This is a genomic window from Pseudomonas panipatensis (assembly GCF_900099785.1).
In the GTDB taxonomy this organism is placed as follows: domain Bacteria; phylum Pseudomonadota; class Gammaproteobacteria; order Pseudomonadales; family Pseudomonadaceae; genus Pseudomonas; species Pseudomonas panipatensis.
In genome coordinates this window covers 570388-589813 of the sequence record NZ_FNDS01000002.1, presented here as the reverse complement: position 1 = coordinate 589813, position 19426 = coordinate 570388, and the positions used below count along the sequence as shown (strand labels likewise).

18 protein-coding genes are annotated in these 19426 nt (G+C 68.7%); 14 read left to right on the top strand and 4 right to left on the bottom strand.

Going from position 1 to position 19426, the window contains the following annotated elements:
• Nucleotides 1-24: 24 nt before the first annotated feature.
• The gene (locus BLQ74_RS06845; RefSeq protein ID WP_090261789.1) at nucleotides 25-1110 is read right to left on the bottom strand and encodes an endonuclease/exonuclease/phosphatase family protein; all 1086 of its coding nucleotides are present in this window, start codon (nucleotides 1108-1110) and stop codon (nucleotides 25-27) included.
• Between the two features lie 96 nt (nucleotides 1111-1206).
• On the opposite strand from BLQ74_RS06845, the gene BLQ74_RS06840 reads away from it, so the two are divergent.
• Nucleotides 1207-2046: an SDR family oxidoreductase gene (locus BLQ74_RS06840; RefSeq protein ID WP_090261788.1), complete on the top strand. Its 840-nt coding sequence runs from the start codon at nucleotides 1207-1209 to the stop codon at nucleotides 2044-2046.
• Between the two features lie 18 nt (nucleotides 2047-2064).
• Here the strand turns inward: BLQ74_RS06840 and BLQ74_RS06835 are convergent, their stop codons facing one another.
• The gene (locus tag BLQ74_RS06835) at nucleotides 2065-2721 is read right to left on the bottom strand and encodes a YciC family protein (protein ID WP_090261787.1); all 657 of its coding nucleotides are present in this window, start codon (nucleotides 2719-2721) and stop codon (nucleotides 2065-2067) included.
• 175 nt (nucleotides 2722-2896) lie between these two features.
• Here BLQ74_RS06835 and BLQ74_RS06830 point away from each other — a divergent pair, with 175 nt between their 5' ends.
• The 9 genes from BLQ74_RS06830 (at nucleotide 2897) to BLQ74_RS06790 (ending at nucleotide 12535) form a co-directional block, all read left to right on the top strand.
• Nucleotides 2897-3640 carry a DUF2076 domain-containing protein gene (locus BLQ74_RS06830; protein ID WP_090261786.1) on the top strand — a complete coding sequence of 248 codons (744 nt, stop codon included), beginning with the start codon at nucleotides 2897-2899 and terminating at the stop codon, nucleotides 3638-3640.
• A 91-nt stretch (nucleotides 3641-3731) separates the two neighbouring features.
• A complete protein-coding gene (locus BLQ74_RS06825; protein WP_090261785.1) occupies nucleotides 3732-4208 on the top strand; it encodes a LabA-like NYN domain-containing protein in 477 nt (158 codons plus the stop codon).
• Nucleotides 4209-4269: 61 nt separating this feature from the next.
• Complete coding sequence (gene rhlE1 / locus BLQ74_RS06820) at nucleotides 4270-5622, top strand: RNA helicase RhlE1 (RefSeq protein ID WP_090261784.1); 1353 nt, start codon at nucleotides 4270-4272, stop codon at nucleotides 5620-5622.
• Nucleotides 5623-5863: 241 nt separating this feature from the next.
• Nucleotides 5864-6682: a helix-turn-helix transcriptional regulator gene (locus BLQ74_RS06815; RefSeq protein WP_090261783.1), complete on the top strand. Its 819-nt coding sequence runs from the start codon at nucleotides 5864-5866 to the stop codon at nucleotides 6680-6682.
• A 189-nt stretch (nucleotides 6683-6871) separates the two neighbouring features.
• Nucleotides 6872-7987 (top strand): ABC transporter ATP-binding protein, encoded by a 1116-nt coding sequence (locus tag BLQ74_RS06810; protein ID WP_090261996.1) that lies wholly within the window; start codon nucleotides 6872-6874, stop codon nucleotides 7985-7987.
• Between the two features lie 71 nt (nucleotides 7988-8058).
• The gene (locus tag BLQ74_RS06805; protein ID WP_090261782.1) at nucleotides 8059-9201 is read left to right on the top strand and encodes an ABC transporter substrate-binding protein; all 1143 of its coding nucleotides are present in this window, start codon (nucleotides 8059-8061) and stop codon (nucleotides 9199-9201) included.
• A gap of 95 nt (nucleotides 9202-9296) precedes the next feature.
• Complete coding sequence (locus BLQ74_RS06800; RefSeq protein ID WP_090261781.1) at nucleotides 9297-10208, top strand: ABC transporter permease; 912 nt, start codon at nucleotides 9297-9299, stop codon at nucleotides 10206-10208.
• Nucleotide 10209: 1 nt separating this feature from the next.
• The gene (locus tag BLQ74_RS06795) at nucleotides 10210-11028 is read left to right on the top strand and encodes an ABC transporter permease (protein ID WP_090261780.1); all 819 of its coding nucleotides are present in this window, start codon (nucleotides 10210-10212) and stop codon (nucleotides 11026-11028) included.
• 34 nt (nucleotides 11029-11062) lie between these two features.
• Entirely contained in the window at nucleotides 11063-12535 is a 1473-nt protein-coding gene (locus BLQ74_RS06790) for an aldehyde dehydrogenase family protein (RefSeq protein ID WP_090261779.1), read from the top strand.
• Between the two features lie 288 nt (nucleotides 12536-12823).
• Here the strand turns inward: BLQ74_RS06790 and BLQ74_RS06785 are convergent, their stop codons facing one another.
• Together BLQ74_RS06785 and BLQ74_RS06780 are read right to left on the bottom strand one after the other, a co-directional pair.
• Entirely contained in the window at nucleotides 12824-13996 is a 1173-nt protein-coding gene (locus BLQ74_RS06785) for a TIGR03862 family flavoprotein (protein ID WP_244507159.1), read from the bottom strand.
• A 376-nt stretch (nucleotides 13997-14372) separates the two neighbouring features.
• Complete coding sequence (locus tag BLQ74_RS06780) at nucleotides 14373-15293, bottom strand: histone deacetylase family protein (protein ID WP_090261777.1); 921 nt, start codon at nucleotides 15291-15293, stop codon at nucleotides 14373-14375.
• A gap of 123 nt (nucleotides 15294-15416) precedes the next feature.
• On the opposite strand from BLQ74_RS06780, the gene BLQ74_RS06775 reads away from it, so the two are divergent.
• Genes BLQ74_RS06775 through BLQ74_RS06760 form a run of 4 tightly spaced genes read left to right on the top strand, consistent with a single transcriptional unit; the run spans nucleotide 15417 to nucleotide 19066 of the window.
• Nucleotides 15417-15980 carry a GNAT family N-acetyltransferase gene (locus BLQ74_RS06775; RefSeq protein ID WP_090261776.1) on the top strand — a complete coding sequence of 188 codons (564 nt, stop codon included), beginning with the start codon at nucleotides 15417-15419 and terminating at the stop codon, nucleotides 15978-15980.
• Nucleotides 15977-17578 carry a nitroreductase family protein gene (locus BLQ74_RS06770; RefSeq protein WP_090261775.1) on the top strand — a complete coding sequence of 534 codons (1602 nt, stop codon included), beginning with the start codon at nucleotides 15977-15979 and terminating at the stop codon, nucleotides 17576-17578. Before BLQ74_RS06775 ends, BLQ74_RS06770 begins: the two co-directional genes overlap by 4 nt.
• Nucleotides 17579-17600: 22 nt before the next feature.
• The gene (gene tesB, locus BLQ74_RS06765) at nucleotides 17601-18470 is read left to right on the top strand and encodes an acyl-CoA thioesterase II (RefSeq protein ID WP_090261774.1); all 870 of its coding nucleotides are present in this window, start codon (nucleotides 17601-17603) and stop codon (nucleotides 18468-18470) included.
• On the top strand, nucleotides 18467-19066 hold the full coding sequence (locus BLQ74_RS06760; protein WP_090261773.1) for an HAD family hydrolase: 600 nt from the start codon (nucleotides 18467-18469) through the stop codon (nucleotides 19064-19066). The genes tesB and BLQ74_RS06760 overlap by 4 nt, the downstream gene beginning before the upstream one ends.
• The last annotated feature ends 360 nt before the right edge of the window (nucleotides 19067-19426 follow it).

Below are 19426 nucleotides of genomic sequence, written 5' to 3'. Positions count from 1 at the left end.
GTCCAGCGCACGGACGACGCAGGCTCAGGGCGCCAGGCGAAAACGTGCGACAAGTGGCAAATGCGTGGAGATGCGCAGGGTGTCGGCCCGCCGCACGAAGGCGTCGAGGCGGGTCAGGCGCGGGGTGTGGAAGAAGAAATCCAGGGTGCGGTCGGGTTTGCTGACCCGTGGATCGTTGGGGAAAAAGCTGTACCAGTGTTCCTGCCCGGTGCCGCTGGCTTCCTGCAACGCGGGGATCACCGGGTAGCGCGCGGCCAGCAGGTTGAGTTCGCTGTTGGGCCGGTAGGCCGCGCGCATCGGCTCGGGCAGGTAGGGGTACTGGCCCAGCGGCAGCAGGCCGAAGTCGCCGCCGAGCAGCCAGGGCGCCTGCCCGGCCTGCAAGTCTTGCAGGTGGGCGAGTAGCGCGCTGACCTGCCGTTGTGCGGTGTCGCTGTGCCCGTCGGAGCGGCTCAGCCAGGTGTTCAGCACGTTCAGCGCCTGGCCGCCGTGGCCCGCCAGGCGCACGCTGAGCAGGGCCGGTTGCGGGGCGAAGGCTTGCAACAGCGGCACCTGGCTGGGGCGGGGCAGGGCCAGGCGCTCGGCGCTGGCGATGCGGTAGCGGCTGAAGGTCACCAGCTTGCGCCCCTGGCTGCCGAGCACATGGGGATTGGGATCGAAGCGCACCTTCCAGTCGAAGGCCGCGGCGCTGCATGGGTAAAGGTCGGCCAGGCGCGCGGCGAGCAGGGCCTGCTGGTCCTGCCAGTCGGTGGCGGCGGCGCCGTCGTCGACCTCTTGCAGCAGCAGGACATCGGGGTTTTCGTCGCGGATCACCCGCACCACCTCGTCCAGGCCGTTGGCCAGGTCGGCGGCGGTCGGGCGCTCGTCCGGGCCGCTGGCGTCGGGCAGGTCGTTCCAGAACACGTAGCGTTTGCCGGCCAGGTATTGCAGGTTCCAGGTCATCACCTTCAGCGGCTGTCCCGCCGGCAGCTCGGCGGCGGTCGCGCGGCATTGCGCCGCCACGGCCTCGCGGGCGGGCGGATGCCAGGCGAGCAGCCAGGCCAGGGCGGCGAGGGCGGCAAGCAGCGACACAGAAAGCGACAGGGCGATGCGCAGGGTTCTGGGCAAGTTCATCGATGGCAGCGGCTATGCTGGAGTGACTAAAGCACAGAGCCTGTGACCGCGCTATCCAGCCCGCGTTCCGGGTGCGCGTCGGCGAGGGTCCGGGCCATGCAGCGCAAGGTGTTTTCCAGCAAGGTCTACCGGCACAAGACGGTGCTGGTCAGCGGCGGCTGCTCGGGCATCGGCCGCGCCCTGGCGCTGCGTTTCGCCCAGGCCGGCGCGCGCCTGGTGATCCTCGACCTCGACCAGGCGGCGCTGGACAGCCTGGTGCAGCACCTCGAACAACACCTCAATGTCGAGGCGCTGGGCCTGCGCTGCGACGTTGCCGACGCCGCCGCGGTGAATGCGGCGGCGGCCCTGGCCATCGAGCGTTTCGGCGGCATCGACGTGCTGATCAATAACGCCGGCATCACCCACCGCAGTCTGTTCGTCGATACCGATCTGCGGGTGTTCCAGCGGGTCATGGCGGTGAATTTCTATGGCGCGCTGCACTGCACCCAGGCGGCCTTGCCGAGCCTGCTGGCGCGGCGCGGACAGATCGTCGTGCTCAGCTCGCTGACCGGCTTCGCGCCGCTGCTCTACCGCAGCGCCTACAACGCCAGCAAGCATGCCCTGCACGGGCTGTTCGACACCCTGCGCCTGGAACTCGACGGAACCGGCGTTTCAGTGACCCTGGCCTGCCCCGGCTTCACCGCCACCGACCTGCGCAAGAACGCCCTGCTCGGCGATGGCTCGCTGATCCGCCAGCCGGCGCGGGTGCTGGGCAGCGCGGTGGCCTCCCCAGGCGATGTCGCCGAGGCGATCTACCAGGGCGCGTTGCGGCGCAAGCGGCTGCTGGTGCTGTCCAACGTCAACTGGCGTGCGCGCATCCTCGCGCGCTGGTTCCCGCGGCTGTTCGAGCGCCTGCTGGTGCCGCGGCTGTCCGGGCTCAAGCCGGAGCGGCGTTGAGCGCTCCGGGTATGTGCCTCAGGCTTCCTCGCGCAGCGGGCCGAGCATGAAGATGCGGTAGGCGGCCACGGTGAGCAGGAGTTGCAGGACGCCGCTGAGCAGGCTCAGGGCCATGCTGTAGCCGGGGGAGTCCACGCGCAGTTGCTCGATCCAGGTTTCCAGCAGCCAGGTCGGCGCGAGGATCGCCAGCAAGGTGGTCAGCAGCAGGAAGAAGTGCCCGCCGGTGAGGCGGAAGCTCTCGCGCATGGCGTCGATCGGGCCCATTCCGCGCCGGACCAGCAGCACTTCGGCGAAGGCCAGCTTGATCATCACGTAGAGGCCGGGGAGGAACATCAGCGAGAAGCCGATGAAGATCAGCAGCGAGGTTAGCGCCGAGAGCAGGGCGAAGGCCGGCCACAGGCGCAGCGAGGCGCGCCAGAGTTCGCCGATGCGGCGCGGCTCGCGGCCGTCGCTGAAGTCGTCGAGGTAGAGCAGCAGGCTGGCGGTGTAGATGGGGTAGAAGATCAGGCCGGCGGCCATGCCCCAGGGGGCGAACTGCTGCGTGTTGGCGGCGATGCTCAATTGCTGCTGGGTCAGGGTTTCCAGGAAGATCCACGGCAGGCACAGCGGCAACAGGGTGCCGAGGTGGCGGCTGAAGAAGTACCAGGTGTCACGCAGGATGGCGATGGGGTTCATCTGGGCGGCAAGCAGAGCGAGCGGGCCTCGACTCTAACCCATGGCCGGTGGCGCAGGCCATAGCCGCCTGGGCGACGGACGGAGGCGAAGATTTCCACGCGGAGAACTTGTTTTTTCGCCGGGCGATCCAATCTAGGGTGCGTAACCCACCCCCGGTGCTCACTCGAGGCCCCACATGAAATCCGAAGAGCAAACCCTGATCGATGGCCTGTTCACTCGCCTGCAGGAAGCCGAGCGGCAATCCGCGCCGCGCGACGCCCAGGCCGAAGCGCAGATCAATCAGTTCCTCGTCCGCCAGCCGGCAGCGCCCTACTACATGGCGCAGGCGATCCTGATCCAGGAAGCGGCGATCAAGCGCCTGGACCAGCGCATCAAGGAGCTGGAGGCTCAGGTAGCCCAGGCGCAAGAGAACCGCCCGAGCAGCGGTGGCTTCCTCGCCGGCCTGTTCGGTGGTGGCCAGCGCGAGGCGGCGCCGCAGCCGCAGCAACAGCCGCAACAGCAGCGTCCGGCCGGCTGGGGCGAGACGCGCTTCTCGCAACCCGCTGGCGGCTACAGCAACCCCAATGACTTCCGTCCGGCGCCTGCGCCGCAGCCGGCCGCCGCGCCCGCCCAGGGTGGCGGTTTCCTGCGTGGCGCCCTGCAGACCGCGGCCGGCGTGGCGGGCGGCGTAGTGGTCGCCGATCTGCTGACCAACATGTTCCATCACTCGCAGCCGCAGGAAATCGTCGAAGTGATCCAGGAGCAAGTGCCGGCCGATCGCTTCGGTTCCCAGGGTTTCGACGACAATGTCCTGCCCAGTGACTCCGGGCAGTCCTTCCTCGGCGGCGACAACTACGCCGACAGCGGCGTCAGCAACGCCGACTACAACGATGACGGCGGTTTCTTCGGCGGCAGCGACGACGACGACCTCTTCAGTTGACCGCACGCACCCCGCGCCGACGGCGCGGGGCTGGCGGTATGGCGGCGGGCTGCGATAATGCGCCCCCGCCGCCATTCCCTCGGAGCCGCCGTTGAAGACCATCGCCCTGTTCGCCGATGTACAGAACCTCTACTACACGGTGCGTCAGGCCTACGGCTGCCACTTCAACTACGCCGCCCTGTGGGCCGAGTTGAGCCGCGAGGGGCGTATCGTCGAGGCCTACGCCTACGCCATCGACCGTGGCGATGCGCGCCAGCAGCAGTTCCAGCAGATCCTCCGCAACCTCGGCTTCCAGGTGAAGCTCAAGCCCTATATCCAGCGCAGCGACGGCTCGGCCAAGGGCGACTGGGACGTCGGCATCACCATCGACGTGCTGGAATGCGCGCCGCGCGTGGATGAGATCGTCCTGGCTTCCGGCGACGGCGACTTCGACCTGCTGCTGCAACGCGTCCGCGCCCAGGGCAAGGAGGCCACCGCCTATGGCGTGCCCGGCCTCACCGCGCAGGCGCTGATCCGCGCGGCGAGCCGCTATGTGCCGATCGAAGGCGCCCTGCTGTTGAAGAACTGAGCCGTCGCCCGTCCTTGGCTACAATGCCGCCCATTCCTCTGATTGCATCTGCGAGCGCTCCATGACCTTCGCCTCCCTCGGCCTGATCGAACCCCTGCTGCGCGCCCTCGACGGGCTCGACTACAAGACCCCGACGCCGGTCCAGGCCCAGGCCATCCCCGCCGTGCTCAAAGGCCGCGACCTGCTCGCCGCGGCGCAGACCGGCACCGGCAAGACCGCCGGCTTCGCCCTGCCGCTGTTGCAGAAGTTGCTGCAGGAAGGCCCGCAGGTGGCGGCCAACTCGATCCGCGCGCTGGTGCTGGTGCCGACCCGCGAGCTGGCCGAGCAGGTGCATGCCAGCTTCCGCGCCTACGGCCAGCATCTGCCACTGCGCACCGCGGTGGCCTACGGCGGGGTCAGCATCAATCCGCAGATGATGAAGCTGCGCAAGGGCGTCGATGTGCTGGTGGCCACCCCTGGCCGGCTGCTCGACCTGTACCGGCAGAACGCCCTGAAATTCAGCCAGTTGCAGGCGCTGGTGCTGGACGAGGCCGACCGCATGCTCGACCTCGGTTTTGCCCGCGAACTGGACGAGGTGTTCGCCGCGCTGCCCAAGCGCCGGCAGACCCTGTTGTTCTCCGCGACCTTCTCGGAGGCCATCCGGCAGATGGCCAAGGGGCTGCTGCGCGACCCGCTGTCGATCGAAGTGGCGCCGCGCAACACCGCGGCCAAGACCGTCAAGCAATGGCTGGTGACGGTGGACAAGAAGCGCAAGGCCGAACTGTTCCTGCACCTGCTGCAGGCCAACCACTGGCGCCAGGCGCTGGTCTTCGCCAAGACCCGCAAGGGCGTCGAGGAACTGCTCGGCCTGCTGCAGCGCGACGGCATCGCCGCCGATTCGATCCACGGCGACAAGCCGCAGCCGGCGCGTCTGCGCGCGCTGCAGCGGTTCAAGGCCGGCGAGGTGGACTTCCTGGTCGCCACCGATGTCGCCGCCCGCGGCCTGGACATCGAGGAGATGCCGCTGGTGGTCAACTTCGACCTGCCGATCGTCGCCGAGGACTATGTGCACCGCATCGGCCGTACCGGCCGCGCCGGCGCCACCGGCCAGGCGCTGTCGCTGGTCTGCGCCGATGAAGTGCAATTGCTGGCGGCCATCGAGACGCTGATCGGCCAGACCATCCAGCGCCGCGAGGAAGACGGTTTCGAGCCGGAACACCGGGTGCCGCAGACCGCGCCCGGCGGGCAGGTCCTGAAAAAGCCGAAGAAACCCAAGCAGCCCAAGGTGGCCGAGGGCAAGCCAGGCAAGATCCACCTCGGCGAACTGCTGGCCGACAAGCCGCAGGTCAAGGCCGTGCGCAAGGCCCCCGGCTTCGCCAAGGCACCCGGCAACGCCAAGCCGCCGGCCAGCAAGAAGCGGCCGTCCAGCCGCTAATCCGGGCGCACGCCCAGCGGAGCGGCGGCGTCGTGCGGGCGCGCGCTCGCATCGTTACCCGATCTGCTACGCCAGGCCCCATCGCGGTGCAGCCTGCGCCGTGACAAACGGCGGCGGGCGCGCTGGGCCGGGCTTTCAGGATACTGGCGCAAAACCTGCATTTCCGTGCGGAATCCTGAACGCCTATAGTGTGTGAACCGGCCACCCGGCCGCGCGCACCCACAACAACAAAGACAACCCCATGCGCCCCAAGGAACTGAAAACCTGGACCGGCGGTGTCGCCCAGTTGCTCGCGCTGAGCGCCGGACGATCGCGTCTGCTTGGCCTCAGCCAATGGCTGCAGCAGGTCTGCCCGGTGGATCACTTCGTGCTCTTCGTCTACGAAGGCAACCACCGTCCGCTGGACCTGTTCGATACCTTCCCGGCCGATGTGCGGCATGTGTACGTCGAGGACTACCAGGTCGGCCCCTACCTGCTCGATCCGTTCTACCTGGCCTGCACGCGCAACCAGGCGGCGGGGCTGTGGCGTCTGCGTCAGTTCGCCCCCGACCACTTCTACCTCGGCGAGTACTACCAGACCTACTACCAGCAGACCGGCCTGACCGAGGAGATCGCCTTCTTCGTCGACCTCGACGACGGCGCCAAGGCGGTGCTCTCGCTGATGCGCGGCACGCGCAGCCCGGCCTACAGCCGCGACGAGCTGCAGTGGCTCGACTGCGCCCGGCCGGTGGTCGAGCAGGTGGTGCGCGAAGCCTGGGAACTGCGCCGTGCGCAACCGCGTCCGGCGCGCGACCTCGACTACAAGATCCGCGAGGCCTTCGACCAGTTCGGCGCGCAACTGCTGACCCCGCGCGAGCAGGAGATCGTCCAGTTGCTGCTGCGCGGCCATTCCAGCGCCTCGGTGGCCGAGCAACTGGATATCAGCCCCGGCACGGTGAAGATCCACCGCAAGAACATCTACGCCAAGCTCGGCATCGGCAGCCAGTCGGAACTGCTCGGCCTGTTCATCCGCGAGTTGGCCGGGCAGGACGACGGCGGCGAGATGCACGCCACGGGCTGAGCCCGGTGCTGCTCCAGGCGTGTCTGTAGGATGGTGTTGAGCGCAGCGATATTCATCGATGGGTATCGCTGCGCTCCACCCATCCTACGAATCAGGTGCTCCCTATCCCCCGAGGGATATATACACCCCGAAAGCCCGGTTGATAGCGTGTTCCGCAACAAGCAGAACAGCCTTCCGAGGGCCGCGGTGATGGAATCCAGCCAAGCGTTCGACATCGAATTCCGTAACGTGGTGAAGCGCTACGGCAGCGTCCAGGCGGTCAACGGCCTGAGCTTCAAGGTGCGCCGTGGCGCCTTCCACTCCTTCCTCGGCAGCTCCGGCTGCGGCAAGACCACCACCCTGCGCATGATCGCCGGCTTCGAGCAGCCCAGCGAGGGCGAGGTACTGCTGGCCGGCAAGCCGGTGGCCGGGGTGCCGGCGCACCAGCGCCCGGTGAACATGGTGTTCCAGCACTACGCGCTGTTCCCGCACCTGACGGTGGCCGAGAACATCGCCTACGGCCTGCGCTACCGCACACCGCGCCCGGACCGCGCGGCGCAGCGGCGCATGGCCGACGAGGCGCTGGAGATGGTGCGCCTGTCCGGCTTCGGCCAGCGCAAGCCGCATGAGTTGTCCGGCGGCCAGCAGCAGCGCGTGGCCCTGGCCCGCGCGCTGGTCAACAAGCCCACCGTGCTGCTCCTCGACGAACCCCTGGCGGCGCTCGACCGCAAGCTGCGCAAGGAGATGCAGTCGGAGCTGCTGCGTCTGCAGCGCGAGGTCGGCATCACCTTCGTGCTGGTCACCCATGACCAGGAAGAGGCGCTGTCGATGAGCGACAGCATCAGCATCATGAAGGACGGCCTGATCATCCAGACCGCCACCCCCGAAGCGCTCTACGAAACCCCGGCGAGCCGCTACGTGGCCGACTTCATCGGCGAGTCCAACCTGTTCGGCGGCACCGTGCGGCGCCTCGATGGCGGCCGGGTGGTGCTCGGCACTGCCGGCGGCCTGGAACTGAGCAGCCCGCAGACGCCCACCGGCCCGGCGCTGGCGCCGCAGGCCGAGGGCTGCATCGCGGTGCGCCCGGAGCTGGTCGGCATCGCTGCCGCCGACGCCGAGCTGCCGCGCGAGGTGCGCCTGCGCGGCCGCGTCGAGGACCGCATCTACCTGGGCAACCTCACCGAATACCGGGTGCGCACCGACGCCTTCGGCATCGTCTGCGTGCGCGTGCCACGCCACGGCGACGAAGGCCTGGGCGCCTTCGCGCATGGCGCGCCGGTGCAGGTCGGCTGGGACCAGTCCAGCGGCCTGGCCATGGCCCTGTAAGTTTCCCGGCCGCCGCCGCGCGGCCGTACGACGATGCAACCTTAACGACAGCAGACAGGCGGGGAGTGACGATGGACAAGAAGACTTTCATCAAGACCATGCGCAGCTGGGAGAACGGTTCGATCACCCGGCGCGAGTTCCTCGGCAAGACCGGCCTCGGCCTGGCCATGGCGGTGGTGGCGGCGAACAGCCCCGGCCTGTTGACCGGCAAGGCCTTCGCCGGCGAAGGCGCGGCCATCGGTGACCGCGTGACCCTGGCCACCTGGCCGAACTACCACAGCCAGGAAAACTTCGAGGCGTTCGCCAAGGCCACTGGCGCGCGGGTGCAGATGAACGTGTTCGGCTCCAACGAGGAAATGCTCGCCAAGCTGCAGGCCGGCGGCAGCGGCTGGGACGTCTTCGTGCCGACCAACTACACCATCAGCACCTACGTGAAGCTGGGGCTGATCGAGCCGCTGGACCTGTCGCGCATCCCCAACTTCGATGCCAAGGCCTTCCAGGAGCGCTTCATGGCCCAGGGCACGGTGGACGGCAAGGTCTACGCGGTGCCGAAGAACTGGGGCACCACCGGCATGGTCTACGACGCCCGCAAGGTCAAGGACAAGCCGGACTCCTGGAAGCAGTTCTGGGACCTGACGCTGAGCAGCGCCTCGGGCCGCACCATCGTCCACGACTACCAGCTCACCGCCATCGGCAACGCCCTCAAATACTACGGCTACAGCTTCAACTCGCTGGAGCCGAAGGAGCTGGCCGACGCCGAGAAGCTGCTGATCCAGGCCAAGCCGCACCTGTTCGCCATCAACTCGGACATCCAGCCCTCGCTGCGCAATGGCGACGCCTGGATGGCCATGGCCTGGACCGGCGACGCCTCGCAACTGCACCGCGACAACCCGGACATGCAATTCAGCCTGGGCAAGGAGGGCGGCGAGCTGTGGAGCGACTTCTTCGCCATTCCCAAGGGCAGCGAGCACAGCGATGCCGCCTATGCGCTGATCAACTACCTGCTCGACCCGGCGCACAACAAGATGGAAGTCCTCGCCCACGGCTACCCGAGCGGCGACAAGCGGGTCGATGCGCTGCTGCCCAAGGAGATGCTTGACGACCCGATCATGTACCCGGCCGCCGAGCGCCTGTCGGTACTCGAATTCGGCGCCGCGGCGACCCTCACCAGCCCGGCGCGCGCCGAGCTGATGGCGCGCTTCAAGGCGGCGTGAGCGACCTTTCCACCTGATCGCGGGATGTGGCGGGTAACGCAGGCGCGTTATTCGCCCGACCGCCACGGCCTGCCTCCATGCCTAGGGAATCGAACATGAACATCGCTGTCAGCGCCCCGTTGCCGCAGACGCAGGCGAGCGTCCCGGCCGCGCCGCGGAAGAGCCTCGGCCGCCGTGTCACCCTGCTCCTGCTGCTGCCCTCGACCCTGTGGTTCCTGCTGCTGTTGCTGATGCCGCTGGTGATCATCCTGGTCTTCAGCTTCGGCGAGCGCAGCGCGGTGGGTGGCTATGGCGCTGGCCTGACGCTGGACAACTACCTCAACCTCGGCAGCCGCGCCCAGGCCTTCTACAACACCCTGACGCTGGCGCCGCTGGGCACCCTGGCCTGCCTGCTGGCGGCCTACCCGCTGGCCTACTTCCTGGCGGTGAAGGTGCGGCGCAACAAGTCGCTGCTGCTGACCCTGGTGATAGTGCCGTTCTGGACCAGCTTCCTGATCCGCACCTACGCCTGGATCTTCCTCCTCAGCGGGCGCGGCATCCCGGCGCTGCTGGAAACCTTCGGCATTGCCGACGTGCGCCTGATCAACACGCCCTGGGCGGTGCTGATCGGCATCGTCTACGGCTACCTGCCGCTGATGGTGTTCCCCATCTACGTGACCCTGGAAAAGCTCGACAAGCGCCTGCTGGAAGCCTCCGCCGACCTCGGCGCCGGCGCCGTGGAAACCTTCCGCCGGGTGACCCTGCCGCTCTCCGCGCCGGGGGTGATCACCGGGGTGATGCTGGTGTTCATCCTGCTCATGGGCGAGTTCCTGATCCCGGCGATCCTCGGCGGCGGCAAGGTGTTCTTCGTTGGCAACGCCCTGGTCGACCTGTTCCTGCAATCGCGCAACTGGCCGTTCGGCAGCGCGGTGGCCATGACCCTGGTGGCGATGATGCTGGCGATCATCGGCGTCTACCTGAAACTCGCGGCGCGCTTCGGCGGCCCGCGCAACGACGGGGTGCTCTGAGATGTGGCTGCGCAGCTATTCGACTTCGCTGTACCTGTTCCTCTACGCGCCCATCGCGCTGATCATGCTCTTCGCCTTCAACGCCGGGCGCAGCGGGCTGAGCTTCCAGTGCTGTTCGGTGCAATGGTTCGGCCGCGCCTTCGGCAACCCCTTCATCATGGAGGCGCTGGGCAACAGCGCGCTGATCGCCCTGTGCTCGGCGCTGATCGCCACGCTGTTCGGCACCCTCGCGGTGTTCGGCCTGCAGCGGGTCGGCAAGCGCCTGCGGCTGTTCTTCGATGCGCTGACCTACTGCGCGATCATCGTCCCGGGGATCGTCATCGGCATCGCCACGCTGATCGCCTTCATCACCCTGTTCGATCTGCTCAACCCGCTGCTGGCGGCGCTGAATATCGGCCTGCCGAAACTGAACATGGGCTTCCCCACGGTGATCGCGGCGCACTCGCTGTTCACCATGGCGCTGGTCATGGTCATCGTCCGCACCCGCGTCGAGGCCATGGACAAGGCGCTGCTGGAGGCCTCCGCCGACCTCTACGCGCCGCCGCTGGAAACCTTCCGGCGCGTGACCCTGCCGCAGATCGCGCCGGCGATCATGGCCGGCTTCCTGCTGGCGTTCACCTTCAGCTTCGACGATTTCATCATCGCCTTCTTCGTCGCCGGCTCCGAGACGACCCTGCCGATCTACATCTTCTCGTCGATCCGTCGGGGCATCACCCCGGAGATCAACGCCATTTCCACGGTGATCATCTGCGCCTCGCTGGCGCTGCTGTTCACTTCCCGCTACCTGCAGAACCGCCGCGGCGGCGTTCAGGTCGCCTGAGGCTGCATTAAAGGCCGCATTCAAGGAGAAGCGCATGCGCGATCAGCTGTACATCAATGGGCAATGGGTCAGCCCGGACCTGGGCGGCCGCTTCACCAGCTACGACCCGGCCAGCGGCCAGCCGCTGCGCGAGGTGCCGGCGGCCACCGAGGAAGACGTCGACCACGCCGTGCGCGCCGCGCGCCAGGCCTTCAAGCGTGGCTGGGGGCAGAGCCGTGGCGCCGAGCGCGGCGAGTGGCTGGAGGCCCTCGCCGATGAACTGCAGAAGCAGCAGGCGGCGCTGGCCGAGCTGGAAGTGCGCGACAACGGCAAGCCCCTGCCCGAGGCGCAATGGGATGTCGCCGATGCCATCGGCTGCTTCCGCTACTACGCCGAACTGGCGCGCGAACTGGACGGGCGCCAGGACCAACCGCTGGCGCTACCCGACGAACGCTTCCGCTGCCGTATCCGTCACGAGCCGGTGGGCGTGGCCGGGCAGATCATCCCCTGGAACTACCCGCTGCTGATGGCCGCCTGGAAGGTCGCGCCGGCCCTGGCGGCAGGCGCCACCTGCGTGCTCAAGCCGTCCGAACTGACCCCGCTGAGCGCCCTGGAACTGGCTGCCGCGGCCGATGCCGTGGGCCTGCCGGCCGGCGTGCTCAACGTCCTTCCGGGCCTCGGCGCCGAGGCGGGCGGCCCGCTGGCCGGGCATCCGGGGGTGGACAAGCTGGCCTTCACCGGCAGCGTGCCGACCGGCTCGAAAATCATGTCGGCGGCGGCCCAGGACATCAAGAACATCAGCCTGGAGCTGGGCGGCAAATCGGCGTTCATCGTCTTCGACGACGCCGATGTCGAGGCGGCGGTGGAGTGGATTCTGTTCGGCATCTTCTGGAACCAGGGCCAGGTGTGCAGCGCCACCTCGCGCCTGCTGGTGCAGGAAGGCATTGCCCCACGGCTGATCGAGCGGCTGGTCGAGGCGACCCGCGCCATCCGCATCGGCAATGGCCTGACCCCCGGTGTGCTGCTCGGCCCGCTGGTCAGCCAGGGCCAGTACGACAAGGTGCTCGGCTTCATCGACCAGGGCCGCGCCTGCGGCGCCCGTCTGCTCAGTGGCGGGCGGCGTCCGGCGGGGCTCGATGAGGGCTGGTTCGTCGAGCCGACGATCTTCGACGAGCCGGCGGAGAACGCCATCATCTGGCGCGAGGAAATCTTCGGCCCGGTGCTCTGTGTGAAGCGCTTCAAGACCGAGGCCGAGGCCCTGCGCCTGGCCAACGACAGCCGCTTCGGTCTGGCCGGCGCGGTGATGTCCGCCGACCTCCAGCGCGCCGCGCGAGTGGCCAACAGCCTGCGCGCCGGCATCGTCTGGGTCAACTGCTCGCAACCGACCTTCAGCCAGGCGCCCTGGGGCGGCATGAAACAGAGCGGCATCGGCCGCGAACTGGGCGTGTGGGGTCTGGAGAATTACCTGGAAGTGAAGCAGGTGACCGAGTACGTCTCCGCGCAGCCCTGGGGCTGGTACCTCAAATGAGCGCAGCGCTACCCCGCGCGCGACGCCAACCGCATGGGTATCGCGCTGCGCGCTCAACCCATCCTACGCGGCACCTGGACCGCCGGTAGGATGGCGTTGAACGGAGCGATAGCCATCGCTGCCTCAAACCGCATGGGTTTCGTTCCTCAACCCATCCTACGGATGTCGCCGGTTTTGCTCTGCGTAGGATGGCGTTGAGCGCAGCGATACCCATGGTGCGCATGCGTCGGCATGGGGATCGCGCTGTAAGCCATCCTGCGGGGGAGAGGACAGGTGCATGGGCGGCGATCAGCGCCGGGCCAGCCACTCCAATGCGCCGAGGCCGGCGGCGCGGCCGCTGGCGAAGCAGGCGGTGAGCAGGTAGCCGCCGGTGGGCGCTTCCCAGTCGAGCATTTCGCCGGCGCAGAACACCCCAGGCAGGGCCTTGAGCATCAGCTGTCGGTCCAGCGCCTCGAAGGTGACGCCGCCGGCGCTGCTGATCGCCTCGTCCAGCGGTCGCGCGCGCAGCACGCGCAGCGGCAGGGCCTTGATCAGCCCGGCCAGGCGCTGTGGATCGGCGTAGTCGGCGGCTGTGGACAACTCGCGCAGCAGGCCGGCGCGCACACCATCGAGGCCGAGGCGGCCGCGCAGGTGGTTGGCCATCGACTTGGAGCCACGCGGCTGCGCCAGGGCCTTGGCCACTTGCTCCAGGCTGCGGTTGGGCAGCAGGTCGAGTAACAGGGTGGCTTCGCCTGCGGCCTCGATGTGTTCGCGGATGGCCGCCGACAGCGCATACACCAGGCTGCCTTCGATGCCGTCGGCGGTGATGACGAACTCCCCCTGGCGCGGCACTGCGCTGCCCAGGCTCAGGGCCACCGGCTTGACCGGCGCGCCGGCGAACTTGTCGCGGAAGTAGGCGCTCCAGCCGGCCACCTCGAAACCGCAGTTGGCGGGCCGCAATGCCGCCACCGCCACGCCGCGCTGCGCCAGCAGCGGCAGCCAGGCGCCGTCCGAGCCGAGGCGTTGCCAACTGCCGCCGCCGAGGGCCAGCACCACGGCGTCCGCACTCAGCGCTTGGCAGCCGTTGGCACCGTCGATCAGCAACCGGCCCTGCGCGTCCCAGCCCAGCCAGCGGCGGCGGGTGTGGATAACCACACCCTGTTCGCGCAGGCGCTTGAGCCAGGCGCGCAGCAACGGCGCGGCCTTCATGTCGCTGGGGAAGACCCGCCCGGAGGTGCCGACGAAGGTACTTATCCCCAGGCCGTGAATCCATTGGCGCAAGGCGTCGGCGTCGAACCCGGCGAGCAGCGCGCCGATCTCGCCGCTGCGCGCGCCATAGCGGGAGAGGAAGGCGTCCTTGGCCTCGGCATGGGTGATGTTCATGCCGCCGACCCCGGCCAGGAGGAACTTGCGTCCGACCGAGGGCATGGCGTCGTAGAGGTCCACGCGCACGCCGGCCCGGCCGAGGACCTCGGCGGCCATCAGGCCGGCGGGACCGCCACCGATGACGACGGCGGAGCGGGGCAGGGAGGCGGTGGAGTCGGTCATGGCGCGGGTGGCTGCTGGAAATGGGCGGGCATTCTAGCCTAGCCGCTGCCAGCGGCGGCTGATCAATTTCCCGGCGCCGCGCCGTGGAGCACGGGGCATGGGCGTGCTGGCCGTTTGCGCCCAGCTTATCCACAGGCGCTTCCACAGCCTGAGTGGAAAAGTCGCTGGCGCTCGCGCGCGCACGCTCGCCGCCGTTCCCGGCGGCACCTGGTCAGATTTCGTTCATCTGCCGGCGGCCCAGGCCTGGTGCGGGCTGGGCGCGAGTCTCGGCAGCTTTTCCACAGGCTGCTCCACAGCCAGCGTGGACAACTCAGCGAAGGCCCAGCCGCTCCCAGACCCGCTGCGCGCTGTGGTGGAGAATGCCGTGGCGGCGCGCCAGGGCGTGGCGATCCTTGTCATAGCCGCCGCCGATCACGCCGAGCAGCGGGATATCGCGCGCCAGGCAGCTGTGGATAACCCGTTCGTCGCGCGCGGCCAGGCCGGCGTCGGTGAGGTTCAGGTAGCCCAGCGCATCGTCCTTGTGCACATCCACGCCGGCGTCGTAGAGCACGATATCCGGCTGGTACAGCGGCAGCAGGTAGCTCAGGGCGTCGTCGACCACCTTGAGGTAGTCGGCGTCGCCCAGGTGCAGCGGCAGCGGGATGTCCCAGTCGCTGTGCGCCTTGCGTGCCGGGAAGTTCTTCTCGCAGTGCAGCGAGACGGTGATCGCGTCCGGCACCTGTTCGAGGATGCGCGCGGTGCCGTCGCCCTGGTGCACGTCGCAGTCGAAGATCAGCACGCGGCCGGCCTGGCCGCTTTCCAGCAGGTAGAGGGCGATCACCGCCAGGTCGTTGAAAATGCAGAAGCCCGAGGCGTGGTCGCGGTGCGCGTGGTGGGTGCCGCCGGCCAGGTGGCAGGCCAGGCCGTGGCGCAGCGCCAGTTCGGCGCCGAGCAGCGAGCCGCCGACCGCGCGCACGGTGCGCCGGGCCAGCGCCTCGCTCCAGGGCAGGCCGAGGCGGCGTAGCTCCTCGTGGCCCATCTGGCCGCTGCAGTAGCGCTCGATGTAGTCGCGCTCATGGGCCAGGGCGAGGATCTCCGGCGGGCAGAGCTGCGGGCGGATCAGGGCCTCGTCGCGGGTCAGGCCGCTGTCCAGCAGATGGTCGCGGAGCAGGCGGAACTTCTCCATCGGGAAGCGATGCCCGGCGGGGAAGGGCGGGCTGTAATCGTCGTGGTAGACCAGGGGCAGCGGCATGGCGGAAGGCTCGGTGAATCCGTCGGCAAGGGTACGCCGGGGGCCTCCCGCTTCGCCAGGGCCGTGTCCCGGCGCGGCGCATGGGGCACAATGTCAGCCTGCCGAATAGCGCTGAGGCGAACCATGGATATCCCCACTCTGAGCACCGAACGCCTGTGCCTGCGTCCCTGGCAGCAGGGTGATCTGCAGGCCTTCGCTGCGCTCAACGCCGACCCCGACGTGATGCGCCATTTCCCCGCCTGCATGAGCCGCGACGACAGCGATGCCCTTGCCGCACGCATTCACGCGCATTTTGCCGAGCACGGCTTCGGCCCGTGGATTGTCGAGCGCCGCAGCGATGGCGCCTTCCTCGGCGTGCTGGGTCTGCAACAGGTGGGCTTCGAGGCTGCGTTCACCCCGGCGGTGGAGATCGCCTGGCGGCTCAACCAGGCGTTCTGGCGCCAGGGTTATGCGCTGGAGGCCGCGCGAGCGGTGCTGGAATACGCCTTTGCGCACCTGTGCCTGACGGAGCTGGTGGCCTTCACCGTGCCGGCCAACCTGCCGTCCCAGGGCCTGATGCGGCGCCTCGGCATGTGCCATGACGCCGCCGCTGGCTTCGAGCATCCGCACTTGCCGGAGGGACACCCGTTGCGCCCGCACCTGCTGTTCCGCATCAGGCGCGAGCAATGGCTGGAGGCGCGGGCATGAGCGCCGCCGATGAGGTGCGCGCCTACCACGCGCTGAGCCGTCACGCGCCGCAGCGCTTCGCCCCCGGTCCTGGCGAACTGGACTGGGCGACCCAACCGGCGCCCTTCCGGCGCTATGCCGGAACGCGCCTGATCGAGCTGCTGCAGCGGCCGCTGGAGGAATCGCCGGGGTACGATGCGGCCTTTGCCGGGCCCATCGGCGCAGCGGCGCCGCTGAACCTGGCCAGCGTTTCCCAACTGCTCTACGACAGCCTGGCGATCTCCGCCTGGAAAGCCTCCGCTGGCAGCCGCTGGGCGCTTCGGGTCAACCCGTCGAGCGGCAACCTGCATCCCACCGAGGCGTATCTGTTGCTGCCCGCCGGGACTGTGGACCCGTCCGCACTGCTGGCGCACTACACGGCCGACGAACACGCCCTTGAGCTACGCGCCGAGCTGCCGGCGCCCTTGGCGCGGCAACTGCACGACGCGCTGCCGCCCGGAGGCATGCTCCTGGCCCTGGCCAGCATTGCCTGGCGCGAGGCCTGGAAGTACGGCGAGCGCGCCTACCGTTATTGCCAGCACGACGTTGGCCACGCCCTGGCCTGCCTGGCCATCGCCGCGGCCATCCAGGGCTGGGAGGTGCGCCTGCTGCGGGGTGTCGCCGAGCGCCGCCTGGATGCGCTGTTCGGCCTCGACCGCGCGGGCTTCCACGAACGCGAGGCGGTGGACGCCTTGTGCTGGATCGGCCCGCCGCAAGCGCTCGAACCGTCATTGCCCGAGCCGCTGCTGCAGGGCCTGGCGGCGCTGGACTTGCACGGCCAGCCCAATCGCTTGTCGCGGGACTACCAGCAGTGGCCAGAACTGCAGCGCGTCCATGAGCTGTGCCGGGCGCCGGCGCTGGCGCCGCGGCCCTGGAGTGCCGCGGGCGCCGAGGTCGCGGTGGAAAACCCCGGCCTGCCGTTGCGGCCGATCCTGCATCGGCGGCGCAGCGCGCAGCGCCTGGACGGCCGCAGCGGCATCCATTTCGACCTGCTGCTGGCCTGGCTGCGGCGCCTCATGCCGGCGGCCGCGCCGGTGCCCTTCGCCTGCAGCGGCGAGCCGCCGCGGATCGACCTGCTGCTGTTCATCCACCGTGTCCAGGGCTTGGTGCCGGGGCTTTACTGGCTTGGCCGCAGCGGCCGCGCGCCGGGTGGTCTGCGGGAGGACTTCCTCTGGCAGCCGGTGCTGGACGAGTTACCGCTGTACCGCCTGCTGGAGGGGGACGCGCGGCAATTGGCGGCCTTCCTTTCCTGCGGCCAGGACATCGCCAGCGACGGCTGCCTGGCTCTGGCCATGCTCGCCGACCTCGACGCCGCGCTGGCCGAGGGGCCCTGGACGTATCCACGGCTGTACTGGGAGTGCGGGCAGATCGGCCAGTTGCTCTATCTGGAGGCGGAGGCCGCCGGGCTCTCCGGCACCGGTATCGGCTGCTACTTCGACGAAGCCCTGGGCGAACTGCTCGGCGCCGACTCCGACTATTTGCTCAGCCTCTACCATTTCACCATTGGTCGCGCGGTGTGGGACACTCGTCTGACCGATCTCCCCGCATACCCCGTGCTGCGCCGCCAGCAGCCGGTTTGAGCCTTGCATTCGAGGAATATTCATGACCCAGATCCTGGACAACCTGGTGGCTTTGCTGAGCCTGGAACCCATCGAGGAGAACCTGTTTCGCGGCATGAGCCAGGACCTCGGGTTCCGCCAGTTGTACGGCGGCCAGGTGCTCGGCCAGGCGCTTTCGGCGGCCAGCCAGACGGTGGAGGACGCACGCCATGTGCATTCCATGCACGGCTACTTCCTGCGTCCGGGCGACGCCAGCATGCCGGTGGTCTATCAGGTCGATCGCGTGCGCGACGGCGGCAGCTTCAGCACCCGGCGGGTGACGGCGATCCAGAAGGGCCATCCGATCTTCGCCCTGAGCACCTCCTTCCAGTACGACGAGGAAGGCTTCCAGCACCAGATCCAGATGCCCGAGGTGGTCGGCCCGGAAAACCTGCCCACCGAGCAGGAACTCAAGCAACGCAGCGCCGAACAGTTCCCCGAGCGCCTGCGCGACAAGCTGCTCTATCCGAAGCCCATCGAAATCCGCCCGGTGACCCAGAACGATCCCTACGATCCGCTGCCCGGCGAGCCGATCAAGTACCTCTGGCTGCGCGCCGACGGCAAGCTGCCGGACGTGCCGGCGCTGCACAAATACCTGTTGGCCTACGCCTCCGACTTCGGCTTCCTCACCACCGCAATGCTGCCCCACGGGCGCTCGGTGTGGCAGAAGGACATGCAGGTGGCCACCATCGACCATTCGGTCTGGTTCCACCGCAACCTGCGCGCGGACGAGTGGCTGCTCTACGCCATCGACAGCCCCTGGGCCGGCAACGGTCGCGGCTTCGTGCGCGGCAGCTTCTTCAACCGCGCCGGCGAACTGGTGGCCTCGGCCAGCCAGGAAGGCCTGATCCGCCACCGCGAGGACTGGGCGTGAGCCTCGCCGAGATCCGCCACTGGGTGTTCGACATGGACGGCACCCTGACCCTGCCGGTACACGACTTCCCGGCGATCAAGCGGGCGCTGGAGATTCCCCAGGAGGACGACATCCTCCTGCACCTGGCGGCACTGCCGGCGGACGAAGCGGCGGCCAAGCATGCCTGGCTGCTCGAACACGAGCGCGAACTGGCCCTGGGCGCGCAGGCCGCGCCGGGCGCGGTGGAACTGGTCCGCGCGCTGCACGGAAGCGGCCGGCGGCTGGGCATCCTCACGCGCAATGCCCACGAGCTGGCGCTGATCACCCTCGGCGCCATCGGCCTGGGCGACTGCTTCCTCAGCGAGGACATCCTCGGCCGCGGCGAAGCCCGGCCCAAGCCCAGTCCCGACGGCCTGCAACGCCTGGCCGCGCGCTGGCAGACGGTGCCGGCGCGAATGCTGATGGTCGGCGACTACCGCTTCGACCTCGAATGCGGCCGCGCCGCCGGCACCCGCACCGCGCTGGTCAACCTGCCGGACAACCCCTGGCCGGAACTGACCGACTGGCACGCCGAGGATTGCGCGGTGCTCGGGCGGATGGCTGGGGTGCTGGCGTAATAACCGCGCCGGCAAGCGGCGGATGGGGTGAGTCCAGCAAACCCCTGCGGGTCTGGGCTGACGATGGGTATCGCTGCGCTCAACGCCATCCTACGCAGAGCGATACCGGCGGGCATCCGTCGGATGGGTTGAGGAACGAAACCCATGCGGTTCGGGCTGGCGATGGGTATCGCTGCGCTCAACGCCATCCTACGCAGAGCGATACCGGCGGGCATCCGTCGGATGGGTTGAGGAACGAAACCCATGCGGTTCGGGCTGGCGATGGGTATCGCTGCGCTCAACGCCATCCTACGCAGAGCGATACCGGCGGTATTCGTAGGATGGGTTGAGGAACGAAACCCATGCGGTCTGAGGCGGCGA